The organism is Streptomyces scopuliridis RB72, from assembly GCF_000718095.1.
GTDB classification, from domain to species: domain Bacteria; phylum Actinomycetota; class Actinomycetes; order Streptomycetales; family Streptomycetaceae; genus Streptomyces; species Streptomyces scopuliridis.
In genome coordinates this window covers 182,615-208,485 of sequence record NZ_JOEI01000010.1, presented here as the reverse complement: position 1 = coordinate 208,485, position 25,871 = coordinate 182,615, and the positions used below count along the sequence as shown (strand labels likewise).

The 25,871-nt window shown below is 72.2% G+C and carries 12 protein-coding genes; 4 read left to right on the top strand and 8 right to left on the bottom strand.

From position 1 onward, the window contains the following. From IF11_RS0115525 to IF11_RS42090, 3 genes are all read right to left on the bottom strand, one after another. A partial coding sequence (locus IF11_RS0115525; RefSeq protein ID WP_037727799.1) for a type I polyketide synthase occupies window positions 1-1,574 on the bottom strand: 1,574 nt, incomplete at its 3' end. A 64-nt stretch (window positions 1,575-1,638) separates the two neighbouring features. Next, a complete protein-coding gene (locus tag IF11_RS36655) occupies window positions 1,639-10,680 on the bottom strand; it encodes a type I polyketide synthase (protein WP_244888236.1) in 9,042 nt (3,013 codons plus the stop codon). Then, complete coding sequence (locus IF11_RS42090) at window positions 10,677-15,062, bottom strand: type I polyketide synthase (RefSeq protein ID WP_244888235.1); 4,386 nt, start codon at window positions 15,060-15,062, stop codon at window positions 10,677-10,679. The genes IF11_RS36655 and IF11_RS42090 overlap by 4 nt, the downstream gene beginning before the upstream one ends. Before the next feature lie 291 nt (window positions 15,063-15,353). Between IF11_RS42090 and IF11_RS0115515 the strand changes: the two genes are divergently transcribed. Then, window positions 15,354-15,686, top strand: a complete 333-nt coding sequence (locus IF11_RS0115515) for a YybH family protein (RefSeq protein ID WP_326609219.1) — start codon at window positions 15,354-15,356, stop codon at window positions 15,684-15,686. A gap of 102 nt (window positions 15,687-15,788) precedes the next feature. Then, a complete protein-coding gene (locus IF11_RS0115510; protein WP_030352179.1) occupies window positions 15,789-16,208 on the top strand; it encodes a YybH family protein in 420 nt (139 codons plus the stop codon). Window positions 16,209-16,287: 79 nt separating this feature from the next. On the opposite strand, the gene IF11_RS0115505 is transcribed toward IF11_RS0115510, so the two are convergent. Then, window positions 16,288-16,836: a flavin reductase family protein gene (locus IF11_RS0115505; protein WP_030352178.1), complete on the bottom strand. Its 549-nt coding sequence runs from the start codon at window positions 16,834-16,836 to the stop codon at window positions 16,288-16,290. Between the two features lie 192 nt (window positions 16,837-17,028). Between IF11_RS0115505 and IF11_RS0115500 the strand changes: the two genes are divergently transcribed. Both IF11_RS0115500 and IF11_RS37770 read left to right on the top strand, forming a co-directional pair. Beyond that, window positions 17,029-18,645 carry an aspartate aminotransferase family protein gene (locus IF11_RS0115500; RefSeq protein ID WP_037727798.1) on the top strand — a complete coding sequence of 539 codons (1,617 nt, stop codon included), beginning with the start codon at window positions 17,029-17,031 and terminating at the stop codon, window positions 18,643-18,645. Window positions 18,646-18,783: 138 nt separating this feature from the next. After that, window positions 18,784-21,033: an ATP-binding protein gene (locus IF11_RS37770; protein ID WP_165840676.1), complete on the top strand. Its 2,250-nt coding sequence runs from the start codon at window positions 18,784-18,786 to the stop codon at window positions 21,031-21,033. Between the two features lie 53 nt (window positions 21,034-21,086). Here the strand turns inward: IF11_RS37770 and IF11_RS0115490 are convergent, their stop codons facing one another. The 4 genes from IF11_RS0115490 to IF11_RS0115475 form a co-directional block, all read right to left on the bottom strand. Further along, on the bottom strand, window positions 21,087-21,752 hold the full coding sequence (locus tag IF11_RS0115490; protein WP_030352175.1) for a hypothetical protein: 666 nt from the start codon (window positions 21,750-21,752) through the stop codon (window positions 21,087-21,089). Window positions 21,753-21,797: 45 nt separating this feature from the next. Next, entirely contained in the window at window positions 21,798-24,182 is a 2,385-nt protein-coding gene (locus IF11_RS37765; protein ID WP_133243295.1) for an ATP-binding protein, read from the bottom strand. A 224-nt stretch (window positions 24,183-24,406) separates the two neighbouring features. Then, on the bottom strand, window positions 24,407-25,162 hold the full coding sequence (locus IF11_RS0115480) for a thioesterase II family protein (RefSeq protein WP_037727797.1): 756 nt from the start codon (window positions 25,160-25,162) through the stop codon (window positions 24,407-24,409). A gap of 27 nt (window positions 25,163-25,189) precedes the next feature. Further along, window positions 25,190-25,801 (bottom strand): NADPH-dependent FMN reductase, encoded by a 612-nt coding sequence (locus tag IF11_RS0115475; protein ID WP_030352172.1) that lies wholly within the window; start codon window positions 25,799-25,801, stop codon window positions 25,190-25,192. Between the last annotated feature and the right edge of the window lie 70 nt (window positions 25,802-25,871).

Here is a 25,871-nt window from a genome sequence, read left to right as displayed (position 1 = left end):
CCCACACCAGACACACCCAAACCAGACACACCACCGACCAACGCCCGCAAACCCGACAACAACTCACCACGATCCACACCGACCACCGCGGCGCCGTGGCCGAAGCGGGCGCGCGAGGTCGCGAGGGAGTACGCCACATCCGCGGCGGAGAGCGCCTCGTCGGTCTCGGCAACCGCGAGCAGTTTCCGTGCCTGGCCGGCCAGCGCCTCCGGTGTACGGCCCGAGAGCAGCCAGGGCACCACGCAGGTAAGCGGCGGCTCGCCGTCCCCGGGAGTCCCCTCGGGGGAGTCCTCGGATCCCGGCCCGTCCCCGGGCAGCGCCTCCGGCGCGGCCTCTTCGATGATGACGTGGGCGTTGGTGCCGCCGAAGCCGAAGGAGGAGACGGCGGCGCGGCGGGGTCGGCCCGGATCAGGCCAGTCGGTCCGCTCCGTCAAGAGCTCGACCGCGCCCGACTCCCAGTCCACAAACGGTGACGGCTCATCGACATGCAGGGTCTTCGGCAGCACACCATGACGCATCGCCTGCACCATCTTGATCACACCCCCCACCCCCGCCGCCGCCTGAGCATGACCGATATTCGACTTCAACGACCCCAAGAACAGGGGCCGTTCACGATCCTGCCCGTACGTCGCCAGCAACGCCTGCGCCTCGATCGGATCACCCAGACGCGTCCCCGTCCCATGCGCCTCCACCGCATCGACATCAGCCGCCTCAAGACCGGCACTCACCAACGCCTGCCGGATCACCCGTTCCTGAGCCGGACCATTCGGCGCCGTCAGACCATTACTCGCACCATCCTGATTGACCGCACTGCCCCGCAGCACCGCCAGCACTCGGTGCCCCCTGGCCCGCGCGTCCGACAAGCGCTCCACCAGCAGCAGCCCCACGCCTTCCGACCAGCCCGTACCCAGCGCGTTCGCCGCCAGATGCAGCGCCACCAACGACGACGAACACGCCGTGTCCACCGTCACCGCGGGACCCTCGAACCCGTACGTGTACGACAGCCGCCCGGAAGCGACACTCCCCGCGCTGCCGCTGAAGAGATAGCCCTCGAAGTCCTCCGGGGGCAGATGGGGGCGCGAGCCGTAGTCGTTGTACATCACCCCGGTGAAGACACCGGTCCGCGAGCCGCGCAGCTCCGCAGGGTCCAGCCCGGCGCTCTCCAGCGTCTCCCACGCGGTCTCCAGCAGCAGCCGCTGCTGCGGGTCGACCGCGATGGCCTCGCGCGGGGACATCCCGAAGAACTCCGGGTCGAACAGGTCCGCCTCATGGAGGAAGCCGCCCTCACGGCTGTACGAGGTGCCGGTCCGCCCGGCGTCGGGGTCGGGTTCGTACAGTGCCCCGATGTCCCAGCCCCGGTCGGCCGGGAACTCACCGACCGCGTCCGTGCCCTCGCTCACCAGCCGCCACAGATCCTCCGGCGAGGCGACCCCGCCCGGATAGCGGCATGCCATCCCGACGATCGCGATCGGCTCACGCTGCCGGTCCTCCACCTCACGCAGCTTCTTGCGCGCGTCGCGGGCATCCGCGATGGCCTTCTTGAGGTAATCGCGCAGCTTCACCTCGTCCGCCATGGTTCTCAACTCCCAGATGCAGTGTGTTCGATGGCCTCGGTCGCGCCGGAACAGCGGGGTGTGCTCAGTCGAGTTCGTCGACGAGGGCGAACAGCTCCTCGTCGGAGGCGGAGTCGAGGTCGGCCTCGTTGCCGGCCTCGTCTCCGCTCCCGGCCCCCGTGCCGCCGCTCGCCAGATCCGCGGCGTCGAGGAGTTCCCGCAGTTGGGCTGTGATGCGGTGGTACGCCTCGGTGTCCGAAGCGGACTGCTCGATCGCGGACTTGAGCCGGGACAGCTCGGCCAGGACGGGTACGCCGGGTACGGCGTCCGTGACGAGCTGCCCGAGCAGATGCTCGGCGAGCGCCGCTGGGGTGGGGTGGTCGAAGACGGTCGTGGTGGGCAGTCGTACGCCGGTCGCCGTTCCCAGCTGGTTACGGAGTTCGACCGCCGTCAACGAGTCGAAGCCGAGTTCCTGGAAGGCCCGTTCGGGGTCGATCGCGCCCTGGTCCGCGTGGCCGAGGACGGCGGCCACCCGAGCGCACACCAGATCGGTGAGTGTGCGCAGGCGTTCGGCCGGGGCCAGGGCGGTGAGCCGCTCCGCGAGCCCGCTTCCGCTGTCCTGGCCGGCGGCCACCGTCGCGCGCCGGGGAGCGGTCGGCACCAGAGCACGCAGCAGCGGGGGGATTTCAGTGCCGGAACTCCGGAGGGCGGCGGTGTCCAGACGGGTGACGGCGAGGAGCGGTTCATCGGTGGCGGACGCGGCGTCGAACAGTTCCATGGCCTCGTCGCTCGCCAGGGGCAGCAGCCCGGAGCGCGCCAGCCGACGCAGATCCGCGTCGGCGAGATGGCCGGCGAGCGAGCCGGTCTCCCCCCACAGTCCCCAGGCGAGCGAGAGGCCCGGCAGTCCCTGGGCCCGGCGATGCGCGGCCAGGGCGTCGAGGAAGGTGTTGCCTGCCGCGTAGTTGGCCTGCCCCGCCGTGCCGAGCAGGCCGGCGACGGAGGAGTACAGCACGAAGGCGGTGAGCCCCATGTCCCGGGTCAGCTCGTGAAGATGCCAGGCCGCGTCCACCTTGGGCCGCAGGACGGCGTCCAGCCGGTCCGGGGTCAGTCCCTCCAGGGGGACATCGTCCAGCACACCGGCCGTATGCACCACGCCGGTCAGCGGGTCGTCCGGAGAGAAGCGGCCCAACAGCCCGGCCAGCGCGGCGCGGTCGGTCACATCGCACGCGGCGACCGTGACGTCCGCACCCAACCCGGTAAGCTCGGCGACCAGTTCACGGGCGCCCGGCGCGTCGGCTCCCCGGCGGCTCACCAGCAACAGACTCCTGGCCCCGTGCGAGACCACCAGATGCCGGGCGGCGATCGCACCCAGGGCGCCGGTGGCACCGGTGATGAGAACCGTGCCGTGGTCCCATCGCGGTGTGGTCTCCGCCGCCGTGTCGGGCGCCTGCGGGGCGCCGGGCCGGATACGGGCCAGCCGGGGCACAAGCACGCCCCCGCCGCGCAGCGCCGCCTGGGGCTCACCGCTCCGCACAGCCCGCGCGAGCAGACCGCCCGGCCCGTCGGCGTCGGCGCCGTCGTGGGCACTGTCGGTGTCGATGGCGTCGAGGTCGATGAGGATCAGGCGACCGGGATGCTCGGTCTGCGCGGAACGCAGCATGCCCCACACCGGAGCGTGGACCAGATCGGTCACCTCCTCCCCCGGCACCGCGGCGACCGCGCCCCTGGTCACCACGGCCAGCCGGGTGGCGGCGAACCGTTCGTCCCCGAGCAGCGACCGCGCCTGCGCCAGCACACGGTGCGTGGCGGCCCGGACCCTCTCGGGCACCTCACCGCCGGCCGTCCCGGACACACAGGGAATCACCAGGACGGACGGGGCTTCGGCGCCCTCGTCGACAGCGCGGGCGACGGCCTCGCCGTCGGCGTAGGACCGCGCCGGGCCACCGGGCAGCCCGAGCCCGTCGAACGCCGTCTCACCGAGCACGGCCCAGTCGTCGGACTCCCCGGCGGTGTGCCCGTCGCGGAGAGGAGTCCAGTCGACCCGGAGCAGCGCGTCCCCGGCGCCGCCCGCCGCCGCGCGCAGCGCCTCGACCGACAGCGGCCTGAGGGTCAGCGCCTCGACGGTGGCGACCGGTGCCCCGGTGTCGTCGGCGACGGTCAGCCGTACCGTCGGCGAGTCGGGATCGCCGCCGGTGAAGGCGAGCCGGACGCGGAGGGCAGCCGCGCCGGTGGCCCGTACGGAGACGGCGGACCAGGAGAAGGGCAGCCAATCGCGTCCTTCGTCCCCGGCCACCCCGGGCAGCAGCGGATGGAGTGCCGCGTCGAGCAGGGCCGGATGGATCGCGAACCGGCCCGCTTCGGACCGCCGGTCCTCGCCGAGGGCGACCTCCGCGTAGAGGTCACCGTCCGCGGTCCACAGCCGGCGCAGGTTCCGGAACGCGGGACCGTACGCGTACTGCCGCTCGGCCAGCCGCTCGTAGGCCCCCGTCAGATCGGTCTCGGTGGCGCCGGCCGGCGGCCAGACCGGCAGTCCGTCGGCCGTGGACGCCGGGGGCGTCGTATCACCGGCCGTGGCCAGCCTGCCCTGGGCGTGCAGGACCCATTCGCCCTCGGCCTCGCCCACGGCCGTGTCGGGCCGCGAGTAGATCCGCACGGGACGTCCACCGTCCTGGTCGGTGGCTCCCGCGACCACCTGCACCTGGACCGCGCCCCGCTCCGGCAGCACCAGCGGCGCCGCCAGGGTCAGTTCGTCCACACCGAGGGCGCCTATCTGCTCACCGGCCCGCAGGGCCAGCTCCAGCAGGCCGGTGCCGGGCACCAGGACCGTACCGCCGACGGTGTGATCGGCCAGCCAGGGATGGGCGTGGCGTGAGAGCCGGCCGGTGACGAGGTGTTCGTCACGGCCGGCGAGGGTGACCGCCGCGCCGAGCAGCGGATGGCCGGTGGCGGTCAGTCCCAGTCCGGCGGCGTCTCCCGTGGTCCCCGGGTCCTCCAGCCAGTACCGCTGCCGCTGGAAGGCATAGCCGGGCAGCTCGACCACGCGGGCGCCGGGGAAGACGGTGTTCCACCGTACGCCGGCGCCCCGGGCGGCCAGCAGGCCGAGGGCGGAGGCGAAGGAACGGTCCTCCGGACGGCCTCTGCGCAGGGCCGGGATGAGAGCGCCGGCGTCACTGGTCAGGGAATCCTGGACGAGCGCGGTCAGCACCCCGTCCGGGCCCAGCTCCAGCCAGTCGGTGACTCCTTCGGCCGCCAGCGACCGTACGCCGTCGAGGAACCGGACGGGCCGGCTGATGTGCTCGGCCCAGTAGGCGGGGGAGGTGAGCTGCTCCGCGGTGGCGAGCCGGCCGGTGACGTTGGAGACCACCGGGATGCGCGGCGGATGGAAGGTGAGGCCCTCGGCGACGGTACGGAACTCGTCCAGGACGTCGTCCATGTGCGGCGAGTGAAAGGCATGGCTGACCGGCAGTCGCTTGGTGCGGCTGCCCTTCTCACGCCAGAGCGCGGCCACGGCCTCGACCGCTGTCTCGTCGCCGGAGATCACGGTGGAACGGGGGCCGTTGACCCCGGCGACGGTCACCGTGTCGCCGTACTCGCCGAGGGTGGCGCGTACGGCGTCCTCCGCCGCCTCCAGCGCCGCCATGGCGCCGCCTTCCCTGGCGGCCTGCATCAGCCTTCCCCTCGCACTGACCAGGGCACAGGCATCGGCCAGGTCGAGCACCCCGGCGAGATGCGCGGCGCTCACCTCACCGATGGAGTGGCCGAGCAGGAAGTCCGGTGTGAGGCCATGGTGTTCGGCGAGCCGGAAGAGCGCCGTCTCCAGTGCGAAGAGGGCGGCCTGGGTGAACGCCGTCTGGTCGAGCAGGGCCGAGTCGGCGGATCCCTCGGGGGCGAAGAGCACGTGGGTGAGGGGCCGGTCGAGCGCGCGGTCCAGGTGGGCGCAGACCTCGTCGAAGGCAGCGGCGAACACCGGTGAGGAGGCGTGCAGTTCGCGTCCCATGCCCAGGCGCTGCGAGCCCTGTCCAGTGAGGAGGAACGCCGTCTTGCCGCGCCGTACGGGACCTGCGTGGACGACGGCGGGTGAGACGGTTCCCTCGGCCAGGGCCCGCAGGCCGTGGAGGAGTTCGTCGCGGTCACCGGCCACGACGGCCGCGGCGTGCTCGTGCAGCGCGCGGGTGGTGGCCAGTGAGCCGCCGAGGTCCGCGAGGGTCAGTTCCGGGTGGGCGGTGGCATGGGCCAGCAGCCGTCCGGCCTGTCCGCGCAACGCCTCCTCGCCTCGGGCGGAGACGAGCACGGGTACGGCGGTGAGTGCGGGCTTCTGTACGGGGTCCGGCTCATCGCCCGCTGTCTCCGGCTCATCGACATGCAGAGTCTTGGGCAGCACACCATGACGCATCGCCTGCACCATCTTGATCACACCCCCCACCCCCGCCGCCGCCTGAGCATGACCGATATTCGACTTCAACGACCCCAGGAGCAGAGGCTGTTCACGGTCCTGCCCATACGTCGCCAGCAGCGCCTGTGCCTCGATGGGATCGCCGAGCCGGGTCCCCGTGCCATGCGCCTCCACCGCGTCCACATCGGCAGCCGTCAGACCCGCGCTCGCCAGCGCCTGCCGGATCACCCGTTCCTGAGCCGGACCATTCGGCGCCGTCAGGCCATTGCTGGCGCCGTCCTGGTTCACCGCGCTGCCCCGCAGCACCGCCAACACGCGATGCCCCTTGGCCCGCGCGTCCGACAGCCGCTCCACCAGCAGCAGCCCCACGCCTTCCGACCAGCCGGTACCATCCGCCTCCGCCGACAGCGCGTTCGCCGCCAGATGCAGCGCCACCAACGACGACGAACACGCCGTGTCCACCGTCACCGCGGGACCCTCGAACCCGTACGTGTACGACAGCCGGCCGGACACGACACTGGAGAGGTTGCCCGCCAGCAGGAAGCCCTCGTACTCCTCGGGGCTCGCGGAGAGCCGGGAGGCGTAGTCGTCGTACATGGCTCCGGTGAAGACGCCGGTCCGTGAGCCGCGCAGCTCGGCCGGGTCCAGCCCGGCGCTCTCCAGCGTCTCCCAGGCGGTCTCCAGCAGCAGCCGCTGCTGCGGGTCGATGGCGGTCGCCTCGCGCGGCGGGATCCCGAAGAACTCCCGGTCGAACAGGTCCGCCTCGTGGAGGAACCCTCCGTGGCGTACATAGGACGTGCCGGTCCGTTCGGGGTCCGGGTCGTACAGCGCGTCGAGGTCCCAGCCCCGGTTGACCGGGAACTCGCTGACCGCGTCCGTGCCGTCGAGCACCAGCCGCCACAGATCCGCCGGCGAGGCGACCCCGCCCGGATAGCGGCACGCCATCCCGACGATCGCGATCGGGTCGTCGGTGGCCACCGTGGCGGGACGCGCGGTGGATACGGCCGGCGTCGGTTCGGCGTCGGAGATCCGGGTGAGGATGTGGTCGGCCACGGCCTGGGCCGATGGATGGTCGAAGACGACCGTGGTGGGCAGTCGCAGTCCGGTCGTGGTGGTGAGCCGGTTGCGCAGCTCCACCCCGGCGAGGGAGTCGAAGCCGATCTCTTTGAAGGCGCGTCGCGGGTCGAGCGCGGTGGCGTCGGCATGACCGAGGATGGCGGCCACGGTGCCCCGCACCAGTTCCTCCACGGTCTCCCGGCGCCGGTCCTCGGGGAGCGCGGCGGTCCGCTGCGCCCAGCCGGGCCCCTCGGTGTCCATGGCGCGTGCGGCCGTCCGGAGTCGCTGGGCCCGGCCGAGCGTGCGCAGCAGGGACGGCGGCTCGTCGGAGAGGGCGCGCAGGGCCGGCAGATCCAGCTCCACGGGGGCCAGCAGCGCGGATCCCTCGGTCAGTGCCCGGTCGAAGAGGGCGAGTCCCCGCTCCGGCGCGAGCGGCTTGACGCCTGTGCGGCTCCACCGGGTCAGATCGGCCTCGCCGAGCGTGCCGCCCATGCCGTGGCTGCCGTCCCACAGACCCCAGGCGAGCGAGAGACCGGGCAGCCCCTGGGCCCGGCGGTGCGCGGCCAGGGCGTCCAGATAGGAGTTGCCCGCGGCGTAGTTGGCCTGCCCGGCGGTGCCGAGGAGACCCGAGACGGAGGAGAAGACCACAAAGGCGGTGAGGCCCATGTCCCGGGTGAGATCGTGCAGATGCCAGGCCGCGTCCACCTTGGGCCGTAGGACGGCGGCCAGCCGCTCCGGGGTCAGGGCGCCGACAGTGGCGTCGTCGAGGACACCCGCCGTGTGGACGACGGCGGTCAGCGGGTGGTCCGGGGTGAAGCCGCCCACCAGTTCGGCCAGCGCGGCGCGGTCCGTCACATCGCACGCGGTGACGGTGGCCTCGGCGCCCAGCCCGGCCAGCTCGGCGACCAGTTCACGGGCTCCCGGCGCGTCGGCTCCCCGGCGGCTCACCAGCGACAGCCGCCGTATCCCGTGCGTCACCACGAGATGCCGGGCGAACAGCGCGCCGAGCCCGCCGGTGCCGCCCGTGATCAGTACGGTGCCCGCGGGATCGAGGGCCGGGGGCGTGTCCGTCGCGGTCCGGGCCGCCCGCACCAGCCGGGGCGCGGCCATCCGGCCCTCGCGCAGGGCAAGTTGCGGCTCTCCGGTGGACAGGGCCGCGAGCAGGCCCGGGTCCGGCTCCGTACGCTCCGCGTCCACGTCCGCGTCGACGTCCACGAGGACCATCCGGCCGGGGTGCTCCGACTGCGCCGCGCGGACCAGACCCCACACGGGCGTGCTCGCCAGCGCGGTGACGTTCTCCCCCGGCGCCGCCGCGACGGCTCCCCGGGTGACGAAGACCAGGCGCGCCCCGTCGTAGCGTTCGTCGGCGAGGAACCGCTGGATCAGCCGGAGCGCGTCCGCCGCCGTCTCATGGGCGGCGGCCGGCCCGTCCGTCCCGGGGCCGTCCGGACGGAACCGGTCGACGCGTACGAGGACGATGTCCGGGGCGGCCGACTCGTCCGCGAGGCCGGGCAGTTCACCGTGGAGCGCCTCCGTGATCCGGAGGGCGGGCGGGGCCGTGGCGGGTTCGGGGACGGCCGTCCACTCCACACCGTACAGCGCGTCGGAAGCGCTCTCGGCCCCGGCCAGCCGGTCCCGTGCCACGGGCCGCAGAAGCAGGGAGTCGACGGCGACGACGAGCCGGCCGGAGGAGTCGACGGCGGTCAGCGAGAAGGTGTCGGAGCCGGTGGGAGAGATACGTACCCGCAGGGCGGTGGCCCCGGTGGCGTGCAGGACGGTGTCGGTCCACGCGAACGGCAGCCGGATCGAGCCGTCGGACGGGCCGCCCGCCGCCCCGGCGGCGTGCAGCACCAGGGGGTGGAGAACCGCGTCGAGCAGGGCCGGATGGATCCCGAAGCGGGCCGCGTCCGCGTGGAGTTCGGCGGGGAGTGACACCTCGGCGTACAGCTCGTCGCCCGCGCGCCGGATGCCCGTGAGCCCCTGGAAGGCGGGGCCGTAGTGGTAGCCCAGCTCCGCGAGCCGGTCGTAGACCCCGTCGAGCGGCTGCTCGGTGGAGCCCTCGGGCGGCCACGGCAGGGGGTTCCCGGCGGTCTGGGCCTGAGCTCCCTGGGCCCGCAGGATGCCGGAGGCGTGGCGGGTCCAGGGCCGGGGGTCGTCGGCCGCGCTGTCGCGGCGGCCGTGGACGGCGAAGCCCCGCGCGCCGGAGGGGTCGGGGGCGTCCACCACGACCTGGACACGGACCGCGCCGTTCTCGGGCAGCGTGAGCGGTGTCTCCAGGGTCAGTTCCGCGACCCGGTCGGCGCCGACGTGTCCGCCCGCCGTCAGGGCGAGTTCGAGGAAGGCGGTGCCGGGCACCAGGACCGTACCGTCGATGGCGTGGTCGGCCAGCCAGGGGTGGCTGCCGATGCCGAGGCGGCCCGTGAGGACGAGTTCCTCGCGTCCGGCCAGCTCCACGGCGGTGGACAGCAGCGGATGGTCGGCGGATTCGAGACCGAGTCCTCTGGCGTCGGTGGCGGGGGCGGGGGTGAGCCAGTAGTGCTCGCGCTGGAAGGCGTACGTAGGCAGTTCGGTGCGGCGGGCGCCGGGAAAGAACGAGGCGGTGTCGAGGGGCGCGCCCCGGGTGAGGGCCGTCGCGAGCCCCAGGGCGAGGGTGTCCTGCTCGGGCCGTCCGGCCCGCAGGAGGGGCACGGCCGCCGCGTCGCCGGGGAGGGAGTCACGGACGAGGGAGGTCAGGACGGCATCGGGGCCCAGTTCCACGAAGACGGTGGCGCCCTGCCGCTCCAGGGTGCGGGCCGCGTCCAGAAAACGGACGGTCCCGCGTATCTGCCCCGCCCAGTAGTCGGGGGAGGCGAGGGCGGCGGCCTCCGCGATCTCACCGGTGACGGTGGAGACGACCGGGAGCACGGGAGTGTGGAAGGTGAGCCCGCGGGCGACGGCGCGGAACTCGTCCAGGATCTCGTCCATGTGCGGTGAGTGGAAGGCGTGGCTGACCTGGAGGCGACGGACCCGGTGGCCCTGTGCCCGCCGGCGCTCCGCCACCAGCTCGGCCGCCTGTTCGTCGCCGGAGATCACCAGCGCGGTGGGGCCGTTGACGGCGGCGATGGAGAGCCGGCCCGCGTACCGCGCCAGATCATCGGCGAGTTCGTCCTCCGTCGCCTCGATCGCGATCATCGCGCCACCGGTCCGTGCGGACTCCATGAGCCGTCCCCGGGCCGCGACCAGCAGCGCCGCGTCGTCCAGGGAGAGCACACCGGCCACATGGGCGGCGGTCAGCTCACCGATCGAGTGGCCGGCCAGGAGCGCGGGGGTGAGTCCGTGGTGTGCCAGCAGCCGGAACAGCGCGGTCTCCACGGCGAACAGGGCCGGCTGGGTGTACGCGGTACGGTGCAGCAGCGCGCCGTCCGCGCTTCGTTCGGGGGCGAACAGCACATCGCGCAGCGGGCGTTCGAGGTGCGGATCGAGCGCCGCGCAGACCTCGTCGAGGGCGGCGGCGAACACCGGGGACGACGCGTGGAGTTCCCGGCCCATTCCGGCGCGCTGCGCTCCCTGCCCGGTGAACAGGAACGCGGTACGGCCGGCTCCCGCGGCGCTTCCGGTCACGAGCCGCGGGGCGTCGGCGCCCCGGGCCAGGGCGTCGAGTCCCGTCAGGAACGTGTCGCGGGTGGTGCCGAGGATCACGGCCCGCTGGTCGAGGGCGGTCCTGGTGGTGGCGAGGGAGAGGCCGATGTCCGCCGGGTGTGCGCCGCTGTCGGCGAGGTGGTCCCGCAGCCGGGCGGCCTGGGCACGCAGCGCCGGTCCGTCCTGCGCGGTGAGCAGCCAGGGGGCCGGAGCCGTGAGACCGGGAGGCTCGGGGGCCGCGGGCTCGCTCTCCGGCTCGTGCTCGGCTCATCGACATGCAGAGTCTTGGGCAGCACACCATGACGCATCGCCTGCACCATCTTGATCACACCCCCCACCCCCGCCGCCGCCTGAGCATGACCAATGTTCGACTTCAACGACCCCAAGAACAGGGGCCGTTCACGGTCCTGCCCATAGGTGGCGATGACCGACTCGGCTTCGATGGGGTCGCCGAGCCGGGTTCCGGTGCCGTGTGCCTCGACCGCGTCGACCTCGGCCGGGCCGAGCCCGGCGTCGGCCAGCGCCTGACGGATGACGCGCTGCTGGGAAGGACCGCTGGGCGCGGTGAGGCCGTTGCTCGCCCCGTCCTGGTTGACGGCGGTTCCCCGGATCACCGCGAGTACCGGGTGGCCGTTCCTGCGGGCGTCCGAGAGCCGTTCCACGAGCAGCAGACCGACCCCTTCCGCCCAGGAGGTGCCGTCGGCGCCGGCCGCGAAGGACTTCGAGCGCCCGTCGGCCGCGAGACCCCGCTGCCGGGAGAACTCCACGAACATGCCAGGCGCCGACATCACGGTGGCGCCGCCCGCGAGTGCCAACGTGGTCTCCCCGGACCGCAGCGACCGCACCGCCATGTGCAGGGCCGTCAGTGAGGACGAGCACGCCGTGTCCACGGTCACCGCGGGGCCGACGAGCCCGAGCTGATAGGCGATACGGCCGGACATCACGCTCGGCGTCGTACCGGTCAGTACGTAGCCCTCGACACTGTCGGGCGCGTCATGCATGCGCGGTCCGTAGTCGAGCGCCGTGGCGCCGACGAAGACTCCGGTGCGGCTGCCCCGGAGCGTGCCGGCGTCCAGCCCGGCCCGCTCCACCGTCTCCCACGCGGTCTCCAGCAGCAGCCGCTGCTGGGGATCCATGGCCAGCGCCTCACGCGGGGAGATCCCGAAGAGACCGTTGTCGAACCGGGCGGCGTCATGCAGGAATCCGCCCTCGCGTACGGAGCTTCTGCCGCTGCTCGACGGATCGCTGTCGAAGAGTTCCTCGTCCCAGCCCCGGTCGGCGGGGAAGCCGGAGATCGCGTCGGTCCCCTCGGCGACCAGCCGCCACAGGTCCTCGGGCGAGTCGACCCCGCCGGGGTAGCGGCAGGCCATGCCGACGATGGCGATGGGCTCACCGGTCGCGTCCTCGACGGGGGACGGGCCGTCGTCGGAGGTGCCGTCCGGTCCCGTGGTCAGCGTGCGCAAATGGTCGATGAGTTCGGTGGGCGTGGGGTGGTCGAAGAGGAGCCCGCTGGGCAGGCGCATTCCGATGGCGGTGGAGAGCACGTTGCGCAGCTCCACCGACATCAGCGAGTCGAAGCCCAACTCCTTGAAGCTGGTGTGGAGTTCGACTCGACGGTCAGCGGAGTACTCCAGTACGGCGGCGATACGCGCGGTGACGAGTCCGACGAGGTCGGTGGTGTCCGCGGCCGGAGTCACCGGGGCGTCCGCCGGGATCTCCGCCCGGGTCTCCTCTTCCGCGTCGCTCGCGGGGAGGGCGGCGGCCCGCGCCGGGCCGGCGACCCAGTACGGCTCGCGCTGGAAGGCGTACGTGGGCAGCGGAACCCTGCGGGCCCCCTCCCCCGCGTACACAGCCGACCAGTCCACGTCCGTCCCCCGGGCGAAGACCGAGGCGAGGGCCGTGAGCAGGGACCGGGACTCGGGCCGTCCCGACCGCAGCGCGGCCACCGCCGCCGTGGTGTCCCCGTCGCGCAGGCATTCCACGGCCATCGCCGTGCAGACGCCGTCGGGGCCCAGTTCCAGCAGCGTCGTGACACCCGCGGTCTCCAGCGCGCGCACGGCGTCCAGGAACCGCACCGGGCGGCGCACCTGCTCCACCCAGTACTCGGGCGACGACCACTGTCCGGGCGTGACGGGCCGCCCGGTCACGGTGGAGACGGCCGGCACGGTCGGCTCGTGGAAGGTGAGTCCGGCGACGACCCGGCGGAAGTCGTCCAGCATGGGGTCCATCAGCGGTGAGTGGAAGGCGTGCGAGACCGTCAGTCTGCGGACGCCTCTGCCCTGGGCGCACAGGCGGGTGGTGATCCGGTCGACCGCGTCGGCGTCTCCTGAAACGACGGTCGAGAGAGGCCCGTTGACCGCTGCGATCGCGGCGCGCGGCTCGTCGGCGAGCAGCGGCAGCACCTCGTCCTCGGTGGCCCGTACGGCGGCCATGACGCCACCGGCCGGGAGGGCCTGCATCAGCCGGCCCCGGGCCGCCACCAGGCGCGCCGCGTCCGCGAGCGAGAGGACCCCCGCGACATGGGCCGCGGCGATCTCCCCGACGGAGTGTCCGGCCACCTGCGCGGGGACGACGCCCCACGAGGCGACGAGGCGGTGGAGGGCCACCTCGACGGCGAAGAGGGCCGGCTGTGTGAAGCCCGTCCCGTCCAGTCCGTCGCCGGACGCGATGACCTCGCTCAACGGACGGTCGAGCAGCGGGTCGAGATGAGCGCACACCTCGTCGAAGGCGCGGGCGAACACCGGGTGGGTACGGTACAGCTCCTGCCCCATCCCGACGCGCTGGGCGCCCTGCCCGGTGAACAGCAGGGCGGCGCCTCCCGGCCGTGCCGTGCCGGTGACGACGGCCGCCGAGGGGACGCCTCCGGCCAGGTCCGCGAGCCCGTCCAGCAGCGCGCCCCGGCTGTCGGCGACGACGACGGCGCGGTGGTCGAAGACCGTACGGTGCGCCGCGAGGGTCAGCCCCACGTCCACCGGGTCGAGCGTCGGGTCGGCGGCGACGGCGGTGCGCAGCCGGCCGGCCTGGGCGCGGAGAGCGGCGGCGCCACGGCCGGAGACCACCCAGGGGGTGAGTGCGGAAGGCCCCTCCGGCCCGGGGCGGGGCTCGGGCTCGCGTACCGGCGGGCCGGAGAGAACGACATGCGCGTTCGTACCGCCCATGCCGAAGGAGGACACACCGGCCAGCAGCGGTTGACCTGGCTCCGGCCAGTCGGACAGCTCCGTCTGGACCGTGAGGCCGAGCCGGGCCAGCGGGATGTCCGGGCTCTCCGTCGCGAAGTTGAGGCTCGCGGGAAGCCTGCCGTGGTGGAGTGCCAGCACCGCCTTGAGGAGGCCGACGATCCCGGCGGCCCCTTCGAGATGACCGACATTGGTCTTCGCCGATCCGACCCGCAGAGGCCGGTCGGGGGCGCGGCCCGCGCCGAGGACGGCGCCGAGCGCCGCGGCCTCGATCGGGTCGCCCACGGGCGTGCCGGTGCCGTGCAGCTCCACGTACTGGACGGCCGTCGGGTCGACACCGGCCTTCTCGTACGCCTCGCGCAGCAGCCCCTCCTGGGAGGCGCGGCCGGGAACGGTCAGACCGGGGGTCGCGCCGTCGTTGTTGACCGCGCTGCCCCGGATCACGCCGTAGACCCGGTCGCCGTCCTCGATGGCGCGGGCGAGCGGCTTGAGGATGACGGCGCCGCCGCCCTCGCCGCGTACGAATCCATTGGCACGGGCGTCGAAGGTGTAGGACGTCCCGTCCGGCGACAGGCCACCGAACCGCTCCTCGGTGACCGCGCTCTCGGCGAGGATGTTGAGGTTGACACCGGCGACGACGGCCGCCTCGGACTCCCCGGAACGCAGGGACTCGCAGGCGAGGTGGACGGCGACGAGCGAGGAGGACTGCGCGGAGTCGACGGTCAGGCTGGGGCCGCGCAGACCGAGGTGGTAGGAGACCCGGTTGGCGATGACACCCCGGTTGACCCCGGCCATGGTGTGCTGGGTGATCGCCCGCGCGCCGTGCTGGTAGAGCAGTGCGGCGTAGTCGTCGCGCAGGGTGCCGACGAAGACGGCGGTACGGCTGTCACGGAGCGCGGCCGGCACGATTCCGGCGTCCTCCAGCGCCTCCCAGGCCAGTTCCAGCACGAGCCTCTGCTGCGGGTCCATGGTGACGGCCTCGCGGGGCGAGATGCCGAAGAAGGCGGCGTCGAAGGTGTCCACGCGGTCGAGGAATCCGCCCCGGCGCATCGCGTTCCCGGTCTCCCCGGGGGCGGGATCCTCGGTCGCGGTCCGCCAACGGCCCTCGGGCACCTCGGTGATGGCGTCCGATCCGGTGCGCAGCAGATCCCAGAAGCCGGCGGGGCTGCCCGCCCCCGGAAGACGACAGGAGAGTCCGACGACCGCGATGGCCTCGTGGTGGCCCCGCTGGACCACGGGCGTCTCAAGGTGGTGCTGGTTCGTCATCGCGCTCGACTACCCTTCCGGCTGAATTGACCGACAACCCAAAGCATTGAGGCAAGCTGTGACGTCAGCGTAGGCAATCAATCTCTCCGGAAACTCAACGCATGGCCTCCGTCGGGTAATTCGGTGAACGAACAGCGGAAGAGCACCGTATTACCCGGCGGTGCCCGGGGTGTTGCGTGGTTGGAATAACGTCCCGGTACGTGGAACTCAGCCACCTCACCCCAGAAGGGCAGGCCGAAGCTCGCCATGTCTCAACTCACCGATAACCTCGAAAAGCACACGTCGCTATATGTGGATGCCTTCAACGCCGGGGACTTCGACACGCTCGACCGCTTCTACACCGAGGAGGCCGTCGCGGTCTGGGAGCCGGGCAAGCCGCTGACGGGCCAGGCCCGCAGGGAGTATCAGCGGGAGTTCCTGGCCCGCGGTCCGCGGATGACCGCCGTACCGCGGCAGTCCTTCGTGACCGGTGACACCGCGCTGCTGATCGTCGACTGGGTGATCGAGACCATCGACGACGCGGGGGCACCGGAGCGGCTGGAGGGCGTCGGCGTGGATGTGCTGCGCCTGGGCGAGGACGCGGTCTGGCGGTACGCCGTCGACGACCCCTACGGCCAGGGCTAGACGAGTAAGTCCGAAGTCCCGTCTGCCCGGTCATACCGCCTGCGGCGGTTTCCACCGCACACCCACCCATTCGGCCATCACAGAGAGGCGGGCCGGTTCATCATGGCCTTCACCGTCGATTTCGACCCCGAGAACCCTGACCTCACCAACGACACCGACACCCAGAACGAGATCTTCATCCAGGTCTTCAACTCCGGTGACGGCGAGCTGTTCAACCGTCTGTACCTCGAAGACTCCATCTCGAACTTCTCCGGCGAGCCCCTCACCGGCGCGGACCGTCTGGCCTTCTTCAAGGAGTTCCTGGCCTCGAAGCCGAGCCTGAAGGCCGCGGTGACGCACGCGTACGTCGCCGGCGACGTGGCGCTGATCGGGGTCGACTACAGCATCGAGACCACCGGTCCGGACGGGGAACCCCTCCTTCTGGAGGGCAACTGCACGGATGTCCTGCGGCGTCTCGACGACGGCCGCTGGCTGATGGCCATCGACCGTCCGGTGGCCGCCACGGGCCTGGTGGCCGAGTAGCGGGCGGGCCCGTACCGCACCACGCAGCACGGAACCCCCCGGAATCCTTCCGGGGGGTTCCGCTGTCGTTGCCGGCCGTTCAGCGGACCGATGGCTCCGGGCGGCCGAAGGCACCGTTGACGAAGAGCAGACCGTGCCCGTCGCCACCACTGCCGACCTCCAGCACCGTCCCGATGAAGATGGTGTGGTCACCGAACGCGTGCGCCGCGGTCAGTTCGCACTCCAGCCAGGCCAGTGAGCCGGAGAGCAGCGGCGCTCCCGTGTGCTCTCCCGGGCGCCATTCGACACCGTCGAACTGGGCGGCGCCCAGGGTGCGCTTCTTGTCGGCGAAGTGCCGTGCGAGGGGCTCCTGTTCGGCGCCGAGGATATTGACGGCGAACCGGCCCGCGGAGGTCAGTGCCTGATGCATCACCGCGCCGTGCCCGACACTGCAGAGCACCGAGGGCGGTTCGAGCGACAGTGAGCTGAAGGCATTCGCCGTCATGGCGTGCAGATGCTCCCGACCCACGGTGATCACCGTGACACCGGTCGCGAAACGGGACATCACTTCCCTCAGCCGGTCGGGACCCACCCGGCGCGGTACGGATGGGGAAGCCGAGGAGTCGAGTTCAGCGGACGCGGAATTCATGCCACCTTCTCCGAATCAGTTGGGGCACGCTCGGCCCGTTCCGGTGCGACATATGGGCCGGCGCTCATCAACGTACCGGCGGCTTGCCGACGGACCTCCACCGTTCAGTAACCGCGGCGCTCCCCTCACGGCAGTCGCCGGGGGTGACTCCACAATGACCGCAGGTTTACCTCACGGGCGCACCCTGTGCCCATGGACCACACAGACTCCGTATCGACCGAGCCAGAGTTCACCGGGCCGGAACTCGCCGAGCCGTATCTGCGTCAGGTGCTGGGCACCGCGGGACTCGCCGTCGAATACGTCCGCGCCGAGAACAACACACTCTTCCGTATCGGCGAGGACGGCGCCGAGATACCGGTGGTGGACTTCGCCGGCGGATACGGCTCCGTCCTGCTCGGCCACAACCACCCCGCGATCGTCGACCGTGCCCGGGAACTGCTGGCCGCGGGAACCCCCGTCCACGCGCAGTTCTCGCGGCACCCCTATGCCAACCGCCTCGCCTCGGAACTCAACCGGATCATCCACCGCGAACTGCGCACCGAGGAGCCGCACTTCGCCATCTTCGCCAATACCGGGGCGGAGGCCGTCGAGGCCGCGGTCAAACACGCCGAACTCGACCGGGGCATACGGCTGGCGGCACTCCAGGAGGAGCTGGCCGTGCACCGCGAGCGCGCCCGCGAGGCGGTGGCGTCCCGTACGGCGGCGGTGACGCCCGACGTTTACGCGCGCCTCGGCACGGATGCCCCGGCACCCGGGGACGGCTTCGACGCGCTCGCCGCGGAGCTGACGCGCCGGAACGCCGAACAGCTCGCGCACCCGCCGCTGTTCCTCTCTCTGGAGGGCGGCTTCCACGGAAAGCTCGCCGCTAGTGTGCAGCTGACACACAACGAGGCGTACCGCGTCCCCTTCAAGTCGCTGGCGGCGCAGGCCAGATTCGTCCCCCGGGAACGGCCCGAGGCGCTCAAGGAGATCTACGCCCAGGAGCGGCGCGCGGTGTGGGACCTGACTGTCTCGGACGGCCGGGTGGAGATCACGGAACTCGAATTCCCGGTGTTCTGCGGCTTTCTGGTGGAGCCGATCCAGGGCGAGGGCGGAATCCACGTCCTCTCCGCCGAATTCGCCGGGGAAATCCAGCGGTTCTGCGAGGAGATCGACTGTCCGGTGATCATCGACGAGATCCAGAGCGGCATGGGCCGGACGGGAACCCTCCTGGCCAGCTCGCAGATCGGGCTGCGCGGCGACTATTACACACTGGCCAAGACGCTGGGCGGTGGAATCGCCAAGACCTCGGTGATGCTGGTGCGGGAGGCCCGCTACCGCAAGGAGTTCGAGATCGTCCACAGCTCCACCTTCGCCAAGGACAGCTTCTCCTGCCATATCGCGCTCAAGGTGCTCGAACTGCTGGAGGCGGACGGCGGATCGGCCTATCGCCGGGCCTCGGAGCGAGGGGAGGCGCTGCGGGCCGTACTGGACTCGGTGCGCGCGGACTTCCCGGAGGTGGTCAAGGACGTGCGGGGCAAGGGCCTCATGCTCGGTCTGGAGTTCCACGACCATTCCGGCTCCTCCTCGACGATCCTGCGGGAGGCGGCCACCGGCGGCCTCTTCGGTTACGTCCTCGCCGGACATCTGCTGCACCGCCACGACATCCGGACGTTCCCGACCGCGAGCGCCCTCAGTACCCTGCGGTTCGAACCGTCCCTCCACCTCTCCGACAAGGAGATCTCTCAACTCGATCTCGGACTCCGGGACATCTGCGGGATCTTGAGGGACCATGCGGGTGAACGACTCATGGGCGCCCCCGTCCACTGAGCGGGCGCCGCGTGCCTCGCCCCCGCACGCCGACGCCCATACCTCCGATCCGGCCGGCCAGTCAGGTCTTTGACACAGGTCATCATGGGTTTGTAGCGTGCGGGGCTTCAAGCGGGGAGAACCATGCACTTTCGGCTCTTGGGCCCATTGGAAGTCGAGACCGACTCCGGACTGGTGGAGCTCGGTGGAGCCCGGCAGCGAGCGGCACTCGCCTTTCTGCTGCTGCACGCCAACCGGGTCGTGCCCACCAGCCAGTTGCTCGACGCGCTCTGGCCCACGGACCGCGCACCCCTCACCGCGCGGAAGATCCTCCAGAACGCGGTCTGGAGGCTGCGCCGCGCCCTCGCCCACGCGGCGGGCCCCGAGGTCGGCCCCGAGCTGGTCACGCGTGCCCCCGGCTACATGGTCCGGGTCCGGCCCGAGGAGGTCGATCTGCTCGTCTTCCAGCAGCGGGTGGCCGAGGGGCGCGCGGCGCTGGCGGCCGACGATCCCATGACGGCGAGCCGGGTGCTGCGTGAGGCGCTTTCCCTGTGGCAGGGGGTGGCGCTCGCCGACCTGGTGGAGGACGGCACGATCTGGCCGCAGCTCACGGCGGTGCAGGAGATGCGGCTCGATGTCATGGAGGACCGTTTCGAGGCGGAGCTGGCCTGCGGCGGGCACCACGCCGTACTGCGGGAGCTGGAGGCGTACGTCGAGGCCGAGCCCTTACGGGAGCGGGCGTCGCAGCAATTGATGACCGCGCTGTACCGGTGCGGCCGGCAGGCCGAGGCGCTGGGGGTCTACAGCCGGGTGCGCGCCGCCCTTGTCGGAGGGCTGGGCCTGGAACCGGGCCGCCAGATGCAGCTGCTCCAGCAGTCCGTCCTCACCCAGGATCCCTCGCTCGACCTGCCTCCGGAGGTCATGGCGCGGCGCGAACAGGGCCTGGCGGCCGTGGCGTCGCCCGCCCCCGGCTCGACGGAGCGGGAGCGCGACGAGCACGACGCGCACGGGGCGGGGGACGCGACCACCCCGGCCCCGGCCGCGGACGACACCCCGCAAACCGCTCCCGGTCTTGTCCTGACGGGACCGCCCGAGGAGACGGACGAGCCGCCGAACCCCCGTCAGCCGGCCACCATCCTGATGCTCCGGTTCCATCTCGGCGCGGAGTTCGACCATCTGCCCCCGAAGGACATCGACCGTGTGCTCGACGCGGTCTCCCAACTGGCCCGCGAGAAGATCGAGGAGTTCGGCGGCGAGGTCGCGGCGTCGATCGGCTCCGTCCAGCTGGGCTACTTCGCCCACACCCCGGAACGCGCCTGCGGCGCGGAGCGCGCGGTGCGTGCCGGCACCTCGGTCAGGGACTGCCTCAGCGTTCCGGCGGCCCCGTCGGCGCCGCCCACGCCCGTGGTGCGCGGTCTCCACGTACAGGCGGCGGTCACCACCGGCGAGGCCGTGGTGACCCAGTGGACCGTGGCCGGCGCCGTACGGCCCTGGATAGGCGGCGATCTGATCGACGTCTGCCAGGACATGCTGGACCAGACGCCGGACGGCATGGTGCGGGTGTGCGACCTGACCCACCGGCTGACCGAATCGCGCGTTGTCTACCACCGGGCAGGCTCGTCCCGCTCGCGGTGGCAGGTCCGGACGATCTGCCCGGTCACGGGCGCCCTCGGGGAGCGGTGCCCGTCGCAGGCGGGCGAGCGCGAGTACGAACTCGATCTGATGCACGGTCTGTTACGTCGCGCCCGGCACCGGTCGATACCTCATCTGATCACCGTGCTCGGCGAGTCCGGACTCGGCAAGACGCGGTTGCTGATGGAATTCCGGCGCCGGCTCTCGGCGGAGAAGGACACGGTACGGGTGCTGACCGGCTCGGTCCGGTGTCCGGGCTCCGGCGGGCCGCTGAGCGCGCCCGCCGAGATGTTCGCCGCGTATTGCGGGATAGGCCACGAGGACACGGAGCGGACCGCGCTCCGCAAGGCCGAGGGGACGCTGATACGGCTGGCGGGCACCGCGGACGGCGCGCGGGCGATGCTCGCCGCGCTGAAGCCGCTGATCGCTCCGGTCCGCCCGGCACAGCGCATGCCCTCCACCGGCGAAACGCTCGGCGCCTGGCGGGACTTCGTCGTCAAGGCCGCGCTCGAACAGCCGTTGGTCCTCATCTGGGATGATCTGCACCATGCCGACGACATCCTTCTGGAGACCGTCGAGCATCTCACCGACACCTCCGTCGATGTCCCCCTGCTGAATGTCGTCGGTGCCCGCGCGCTCCTGCTCGAACTCCGCCCCGACTGGGCGGGCGGCCGTCAGCACTCCCTGACCATCAGCCTCGCCTCCGCCGCCGGGGACACGCTCGACCGGTTGCTGCGGTCGCTGCCCGTCCCGGACGGCAGCGCGGATGTCGCGTAGGCCCTGTCCGGGCGCCCGGCACCCGTCCGCGTACCGCGCGCCTTCGCCACTGGTCACGACCTCTGCCGGGAGACCGCCGCCGGGGCGGGCCGGGTCGTCACCGCGTCGGTCCTGGGGGTACGGATCGCCCGGGCCAGAGCGCCGATCGCCTCGGCACCGGCAGCATGTCCGGCCAGCACCACGGCCGCGCACTCCAGCAGCAGGGCCGCCGCGATCACCCGCTGCTCCGCGCCGGGCGGTGGCGTCCTCGGACGTGGCGGGTCGTCGAGGTCCATGGCGGTCCGCAGGACCTCCCGGGCCCAGACGGTGAGCGAGAGCCGCGACACACGACGTGGCACTCCGCTCGGGACCACGGCCAGCGGCAACGAGGTCTCGAAGCCCCGCAGGATCGCGTGGGCATGACGCCCCAGGAGCGCCGCGGCCGTGTCGGCGGGACGAAGCGGCTCCGGCCGCCGCTCCGGGGCGGGCACAGCGGGGCGTTCCGCCTCCGGCCACCGCTCCGCGGTAGAGACGGCGGAGACGGCTGGGACGGCGGCCTCCGGCTCGACCGCAGAGGGAAGGGCCGAGGGACGCGCCCGGTACCGGTCGGTGGCTCTCGCCCGCCGCAGACCGGCATCGAGCGCTTCGACGAACTGCCGGCCCACGAGCGCGGCCAGGGTCATGTCCCCGGCTTGAGCGGTCCGGTGGGCGGGGTGCGGCGGGATCGTGTCGTCATCCATGCTTTCAGGGAAGCAAGTCCCTCGCACCGCCGCTCCATTCGGCGGTCATCGCTCCGCGTGCCCCACCGCGAACGGTTCATGACCGGAGAGTGCCTGGCCCCAGTGCGCACGCCGGCGCGGGTGACCGGCAGCGTAGGCCGTTCCCTCCGCCGGTCCCGGGCGGCCGGCAAACCGCGAGACGAGATCGCCTCTCCGGTCCGACAGCCGGTCCAGGGTCAGGGTGCCGGCGTGCCGCTGTCCGCTCCCCCAGAAGGGCCTGCGCTCCAGCAGTTCCGGCCGCGCGGAGGCGACCACGAACAGCGGTGCGGCCCCGGCCGTGGCGACGAGCTGCTCGACGCAGTCGAGCACGGAGTCCTGGGACCGGTGGACATCGTCGAAGCAGAGGATGAGGGGCCGTTCGCGTGCCGAGAGTGTCACCAACTCGATCCAGCGCTCATGGACTTCCTCGTGGCTCGGAGCCTTGGCCGCCGGGCCCATCAGCGGATGGAGGACCTTCAGCAGACGCTCCGCGCGGGCGCCGTGGCCCGCCAGCCTTCTGACCGCCTCGGTGAAGCGGCTGTCGGCGCCCGCCCCGGCCGGGAGCCCACAGCAGGCGGCCAGGATGTCACGGGCCAGTCGAGGCCCGTTGTCGTCGGCTTCCGCGGCCCCCACCCGCACCACGCGCACCTCCGGGGAGCGCAGGGAGACCCGGTGCTCGAATTCCTCCAGGAACCGCGTCTTCCCGGCGCCCGGTTCTCCCAGGATCGTCACCAGGTGCGGAGCCTCATGGCTCCGGGAGCGGTCGAGCAGATCGGTGAGGATGGCGAGTTCGCGTTCGTGCGGGGCCTGATCGTCCGGTGGAGCGAACGGCGCGTCATACCGCTCCCCGGGCGTGCGTTGGCGCGGTCCCTCCACGTCGGCCTCCAGATGGACCACCGGCCGGTGCCGCATCCGGACCTCCGTGACCCGGGCCGCGTCCCCGCTGACGTACACCTCGCCGGGCGGCACGGCGGTCAGCAGGGTCTGGGCGTCGTCGAGCAGTCGGCCGACGACGGTGACGGGCGCGCCCGGGTCGTGGGGATCATGGCGGACGAGGGCGGCACCGGCGATCACGACCGCGTGGAAGGTGGGTCCCGGCATCCGGTTGAGCCGGTCCCGTACGGCGAGCGCCGCCGCCACCGCGTCCAGTGACGCCGTCGGCCGGTCCTCTCTCAGCCCGAACAGGGCGACGGACACATAACCGAGCGAGCCGACGACTGTGCCGCCGAAACCCTCGACGCTCTCGGAGAAGGCGCTGACCGCGTCGTGCAGCGACAGGGCGATCCGGTCGGCGGCGAGCGCGGCGGCCTCGCCGCTGAATCCGGTGCGCACCAGCACCACGCTGACCTGCCGCCGCTCGGCCACCGGTCCCGCGGCTGCCCCCGTCGCGTCCGGGCCGCCGACGGCGCCCGGCGGCACGTCCGGCCGGGGCTCGTGTCCGGTTCTTCGCTCCGGCGCCGGTCTTTCACCGGCATCCCGGCGCACCCCGCCTTCGGAACGGTGATCCGGACCGGTGCGGTGGCTCTCCCGGCGCTCGCCCTCGGGCCACCGCCACTCCTCGCCGGCCCCGTGATCCTGCCGTACCGGTTCCGCGGCTCGCGGCGGGCCGGCGTGCAGCGGGCGTACGGTCGCGAGCTCCAGCCGGTCGGCCCCGGCCTCGACGGGCGCGGCCAGGGACGGATCATGGGTCAGGATGCTCTGCTGGAGGAGTTGGAGGTCACGCGAAGGTTCGAGACCGTACTCCTCGACGAGGGCGTGGCGCACCCGGGTGAACACGCTGAGGGCCTCCGCCTGTCGGCCGCAGCGGTAGAGGGCCAGCATCAGCTGCCGGCACAGACGTTCCCGCAGCGGTTCGGCCGCGACGAGCGAGACCAGCTCACCCAGAACACCCTGATGACGACCGCACGCCAGTTCGGCCTCAAAGCGGTCTTCCATGACATCGAGCCGGAGCTGGCGGAGCGCGGTCAGTTCCGGCCAGGCGACGCCCTGTTCGGAGAGGTCGGCCAGCGCGGGTCCGCGCCACTCGGCGAGCGCCTCACGGAGCAGCCTCGCCGCCGCTTCCGCATCCCCCGCGACCAGCCGGGCCCGCCCCTCGGCGACCTGCCGTTCGAACCGATTCGCATCGAGCCGGCCCGGATCGACGCGCAGGATGTACCCGGGTGCCTGGGTGAGCAGTTCGGGACGTTCCGCCGGCACCGCGCCGACGCCGGGCGGCTCCGCGAGGATGGCCCGCAGCCCCCAAACGGCGTTCTGCACGATCTTCCGGGCGGTCGCCGGCAGATCCTCCTCGGGCCACAGGGCGGCCAGCATCTCGCTGGTGGCCACCACCCGGTTCACCCGGAGCAGCAACAGCCCCAGCGCCGCTCGTTGTTTGAAGCCCCCCAGCGGTACCGCCCGGCCTCTGAGTGACACCTCTAACGGACCCAGAATCCTGAACTCCACGCTTGTCCCCTCATGGGTGAAGTGTGCTGATTCGATGCACGCATAGACGTACTGCCGCGAACCGGTCTGTAGTGGTCGATATCTGGTGTCAAGCCGGCAAAATTTCCCACGTTGCAAAATCCGCCGATCACAAATCCCGGGTGTATGACCGCCTCTTACCGCCTCCGCCGGACGGTTCCCTGGTGAAACACGCCCTAGGACCTCACCCGGACCCCGGCCCGGTCCGCGATCACCCCGGCCACCTCCCCGAGTTGTCCACCCAGATAGAAGTGACCGCCGGGAAAGACGAGCATCTCGCCCTCTTGCGTGGTCCGTTCCCGCCATCCGTCCGCCGCCTCGACCGGAACCACCGGGTCGTCGGCCCCGACGAGGACGGTGACCGGAACGTCCAGCACGGGATCCGGCGCCCAGCGGTACGAGGCGAGGGCGGCGTAGTCGGCGCGCAGCGGGGGAAGCGCCATGTCGAGCAGTTCCGGATCGTCCAGCACGGCGGCGTCGGTGCCGCCCAGGCGCCGGACGGCGGCCAGGATCGCCTCGTCGCCGTCGAGTTGATCGTGTGGGGACGGGGTCACCCCCGGGGCACCGCGCCCGGAGAGGAAGAGCCGGCCGGGGCCGGCCGAGCCCCGCTTCTGGAGTGCGCGAGCGGTCTCGTAGGCGACGAGCGCCCCCATACTGTGCCCGAAGAGCACATACGGTCCGGGGCCCCCTTCCAGCAGTCGCGCGGCGATCCTCCCGGCCAGCGGGGCGATCCCCCGCTCCGGTGTCTCGCGCCTGCGATCCTGCCGGCCGGGGTACTGCACGGCCAGGACGTCGAAGTGCGGTGCGAGCAGGCGCGCGAGCCCGGCGTAGGCACTGGCCGCGCCGCCCGCGTGCGGGAAACAGATCAGCCGGGGACTGCCGGGTTCACCGGGACCGGCCTGGCCGTAACGTCGGAACCACTTGCTGTCCATGGCGCTTCTCCCTCCTCTCTCCACGACTCACGCCCCCGCGCACACGTCGGTGGCGCGTTCGTACGGTTCGATCTGGCGTGCCTGGCGCAGCGCGCGGGCCCACCAGCTCAGCCGGTCGAACATCACGCGGGCCGCCTCATGGCCGGCCTCGATGTCGAAAGGCCGGCCCTGGGCGTCGAAGCGCTCCTGGTAGTCGTGGAAGCTGACGGTCTCCCGGATCGTCACGGCATGGGCCTCCGCGAAGACCTGCCGCAGCTGGGCGACGGCACACAGCCCGCTCGACGCGCCACCGTAGGAGAGGAATCCGACGGGCTTGGCGTGCCACTCCTCGTCGTACCAGTCGATGGCGCTCTTGAGGGAGGCGGGGAAGCTCTGCTTGTACTCGGGCGTCACCACCACGAAAGCGTCCGCCGCCGCCAGCCACGGCGCCAGATCCTGGACCGCCTGCGGTTTACGGGCCGACAGTTCGGTGGACATCACATCCGGCAGCCAGGCGGTGGCGAGATCGATGACATCGATGTCGAAATCGTCACGCAGGCGCGCTCGTGAGGCGAGCCACTCCGCGGCGACGGGCCCGAACCGGCCCTTCCTGACGCTGCCAATGATGATCACCAGCCGCAGTCGGTCCATGTCGCTCATACGCGCCCCATCCCCTTCGCCGCTCCGCTTCCGCCTTTTGCCGGAAATCACTGTGCGACATGCGCCTTCG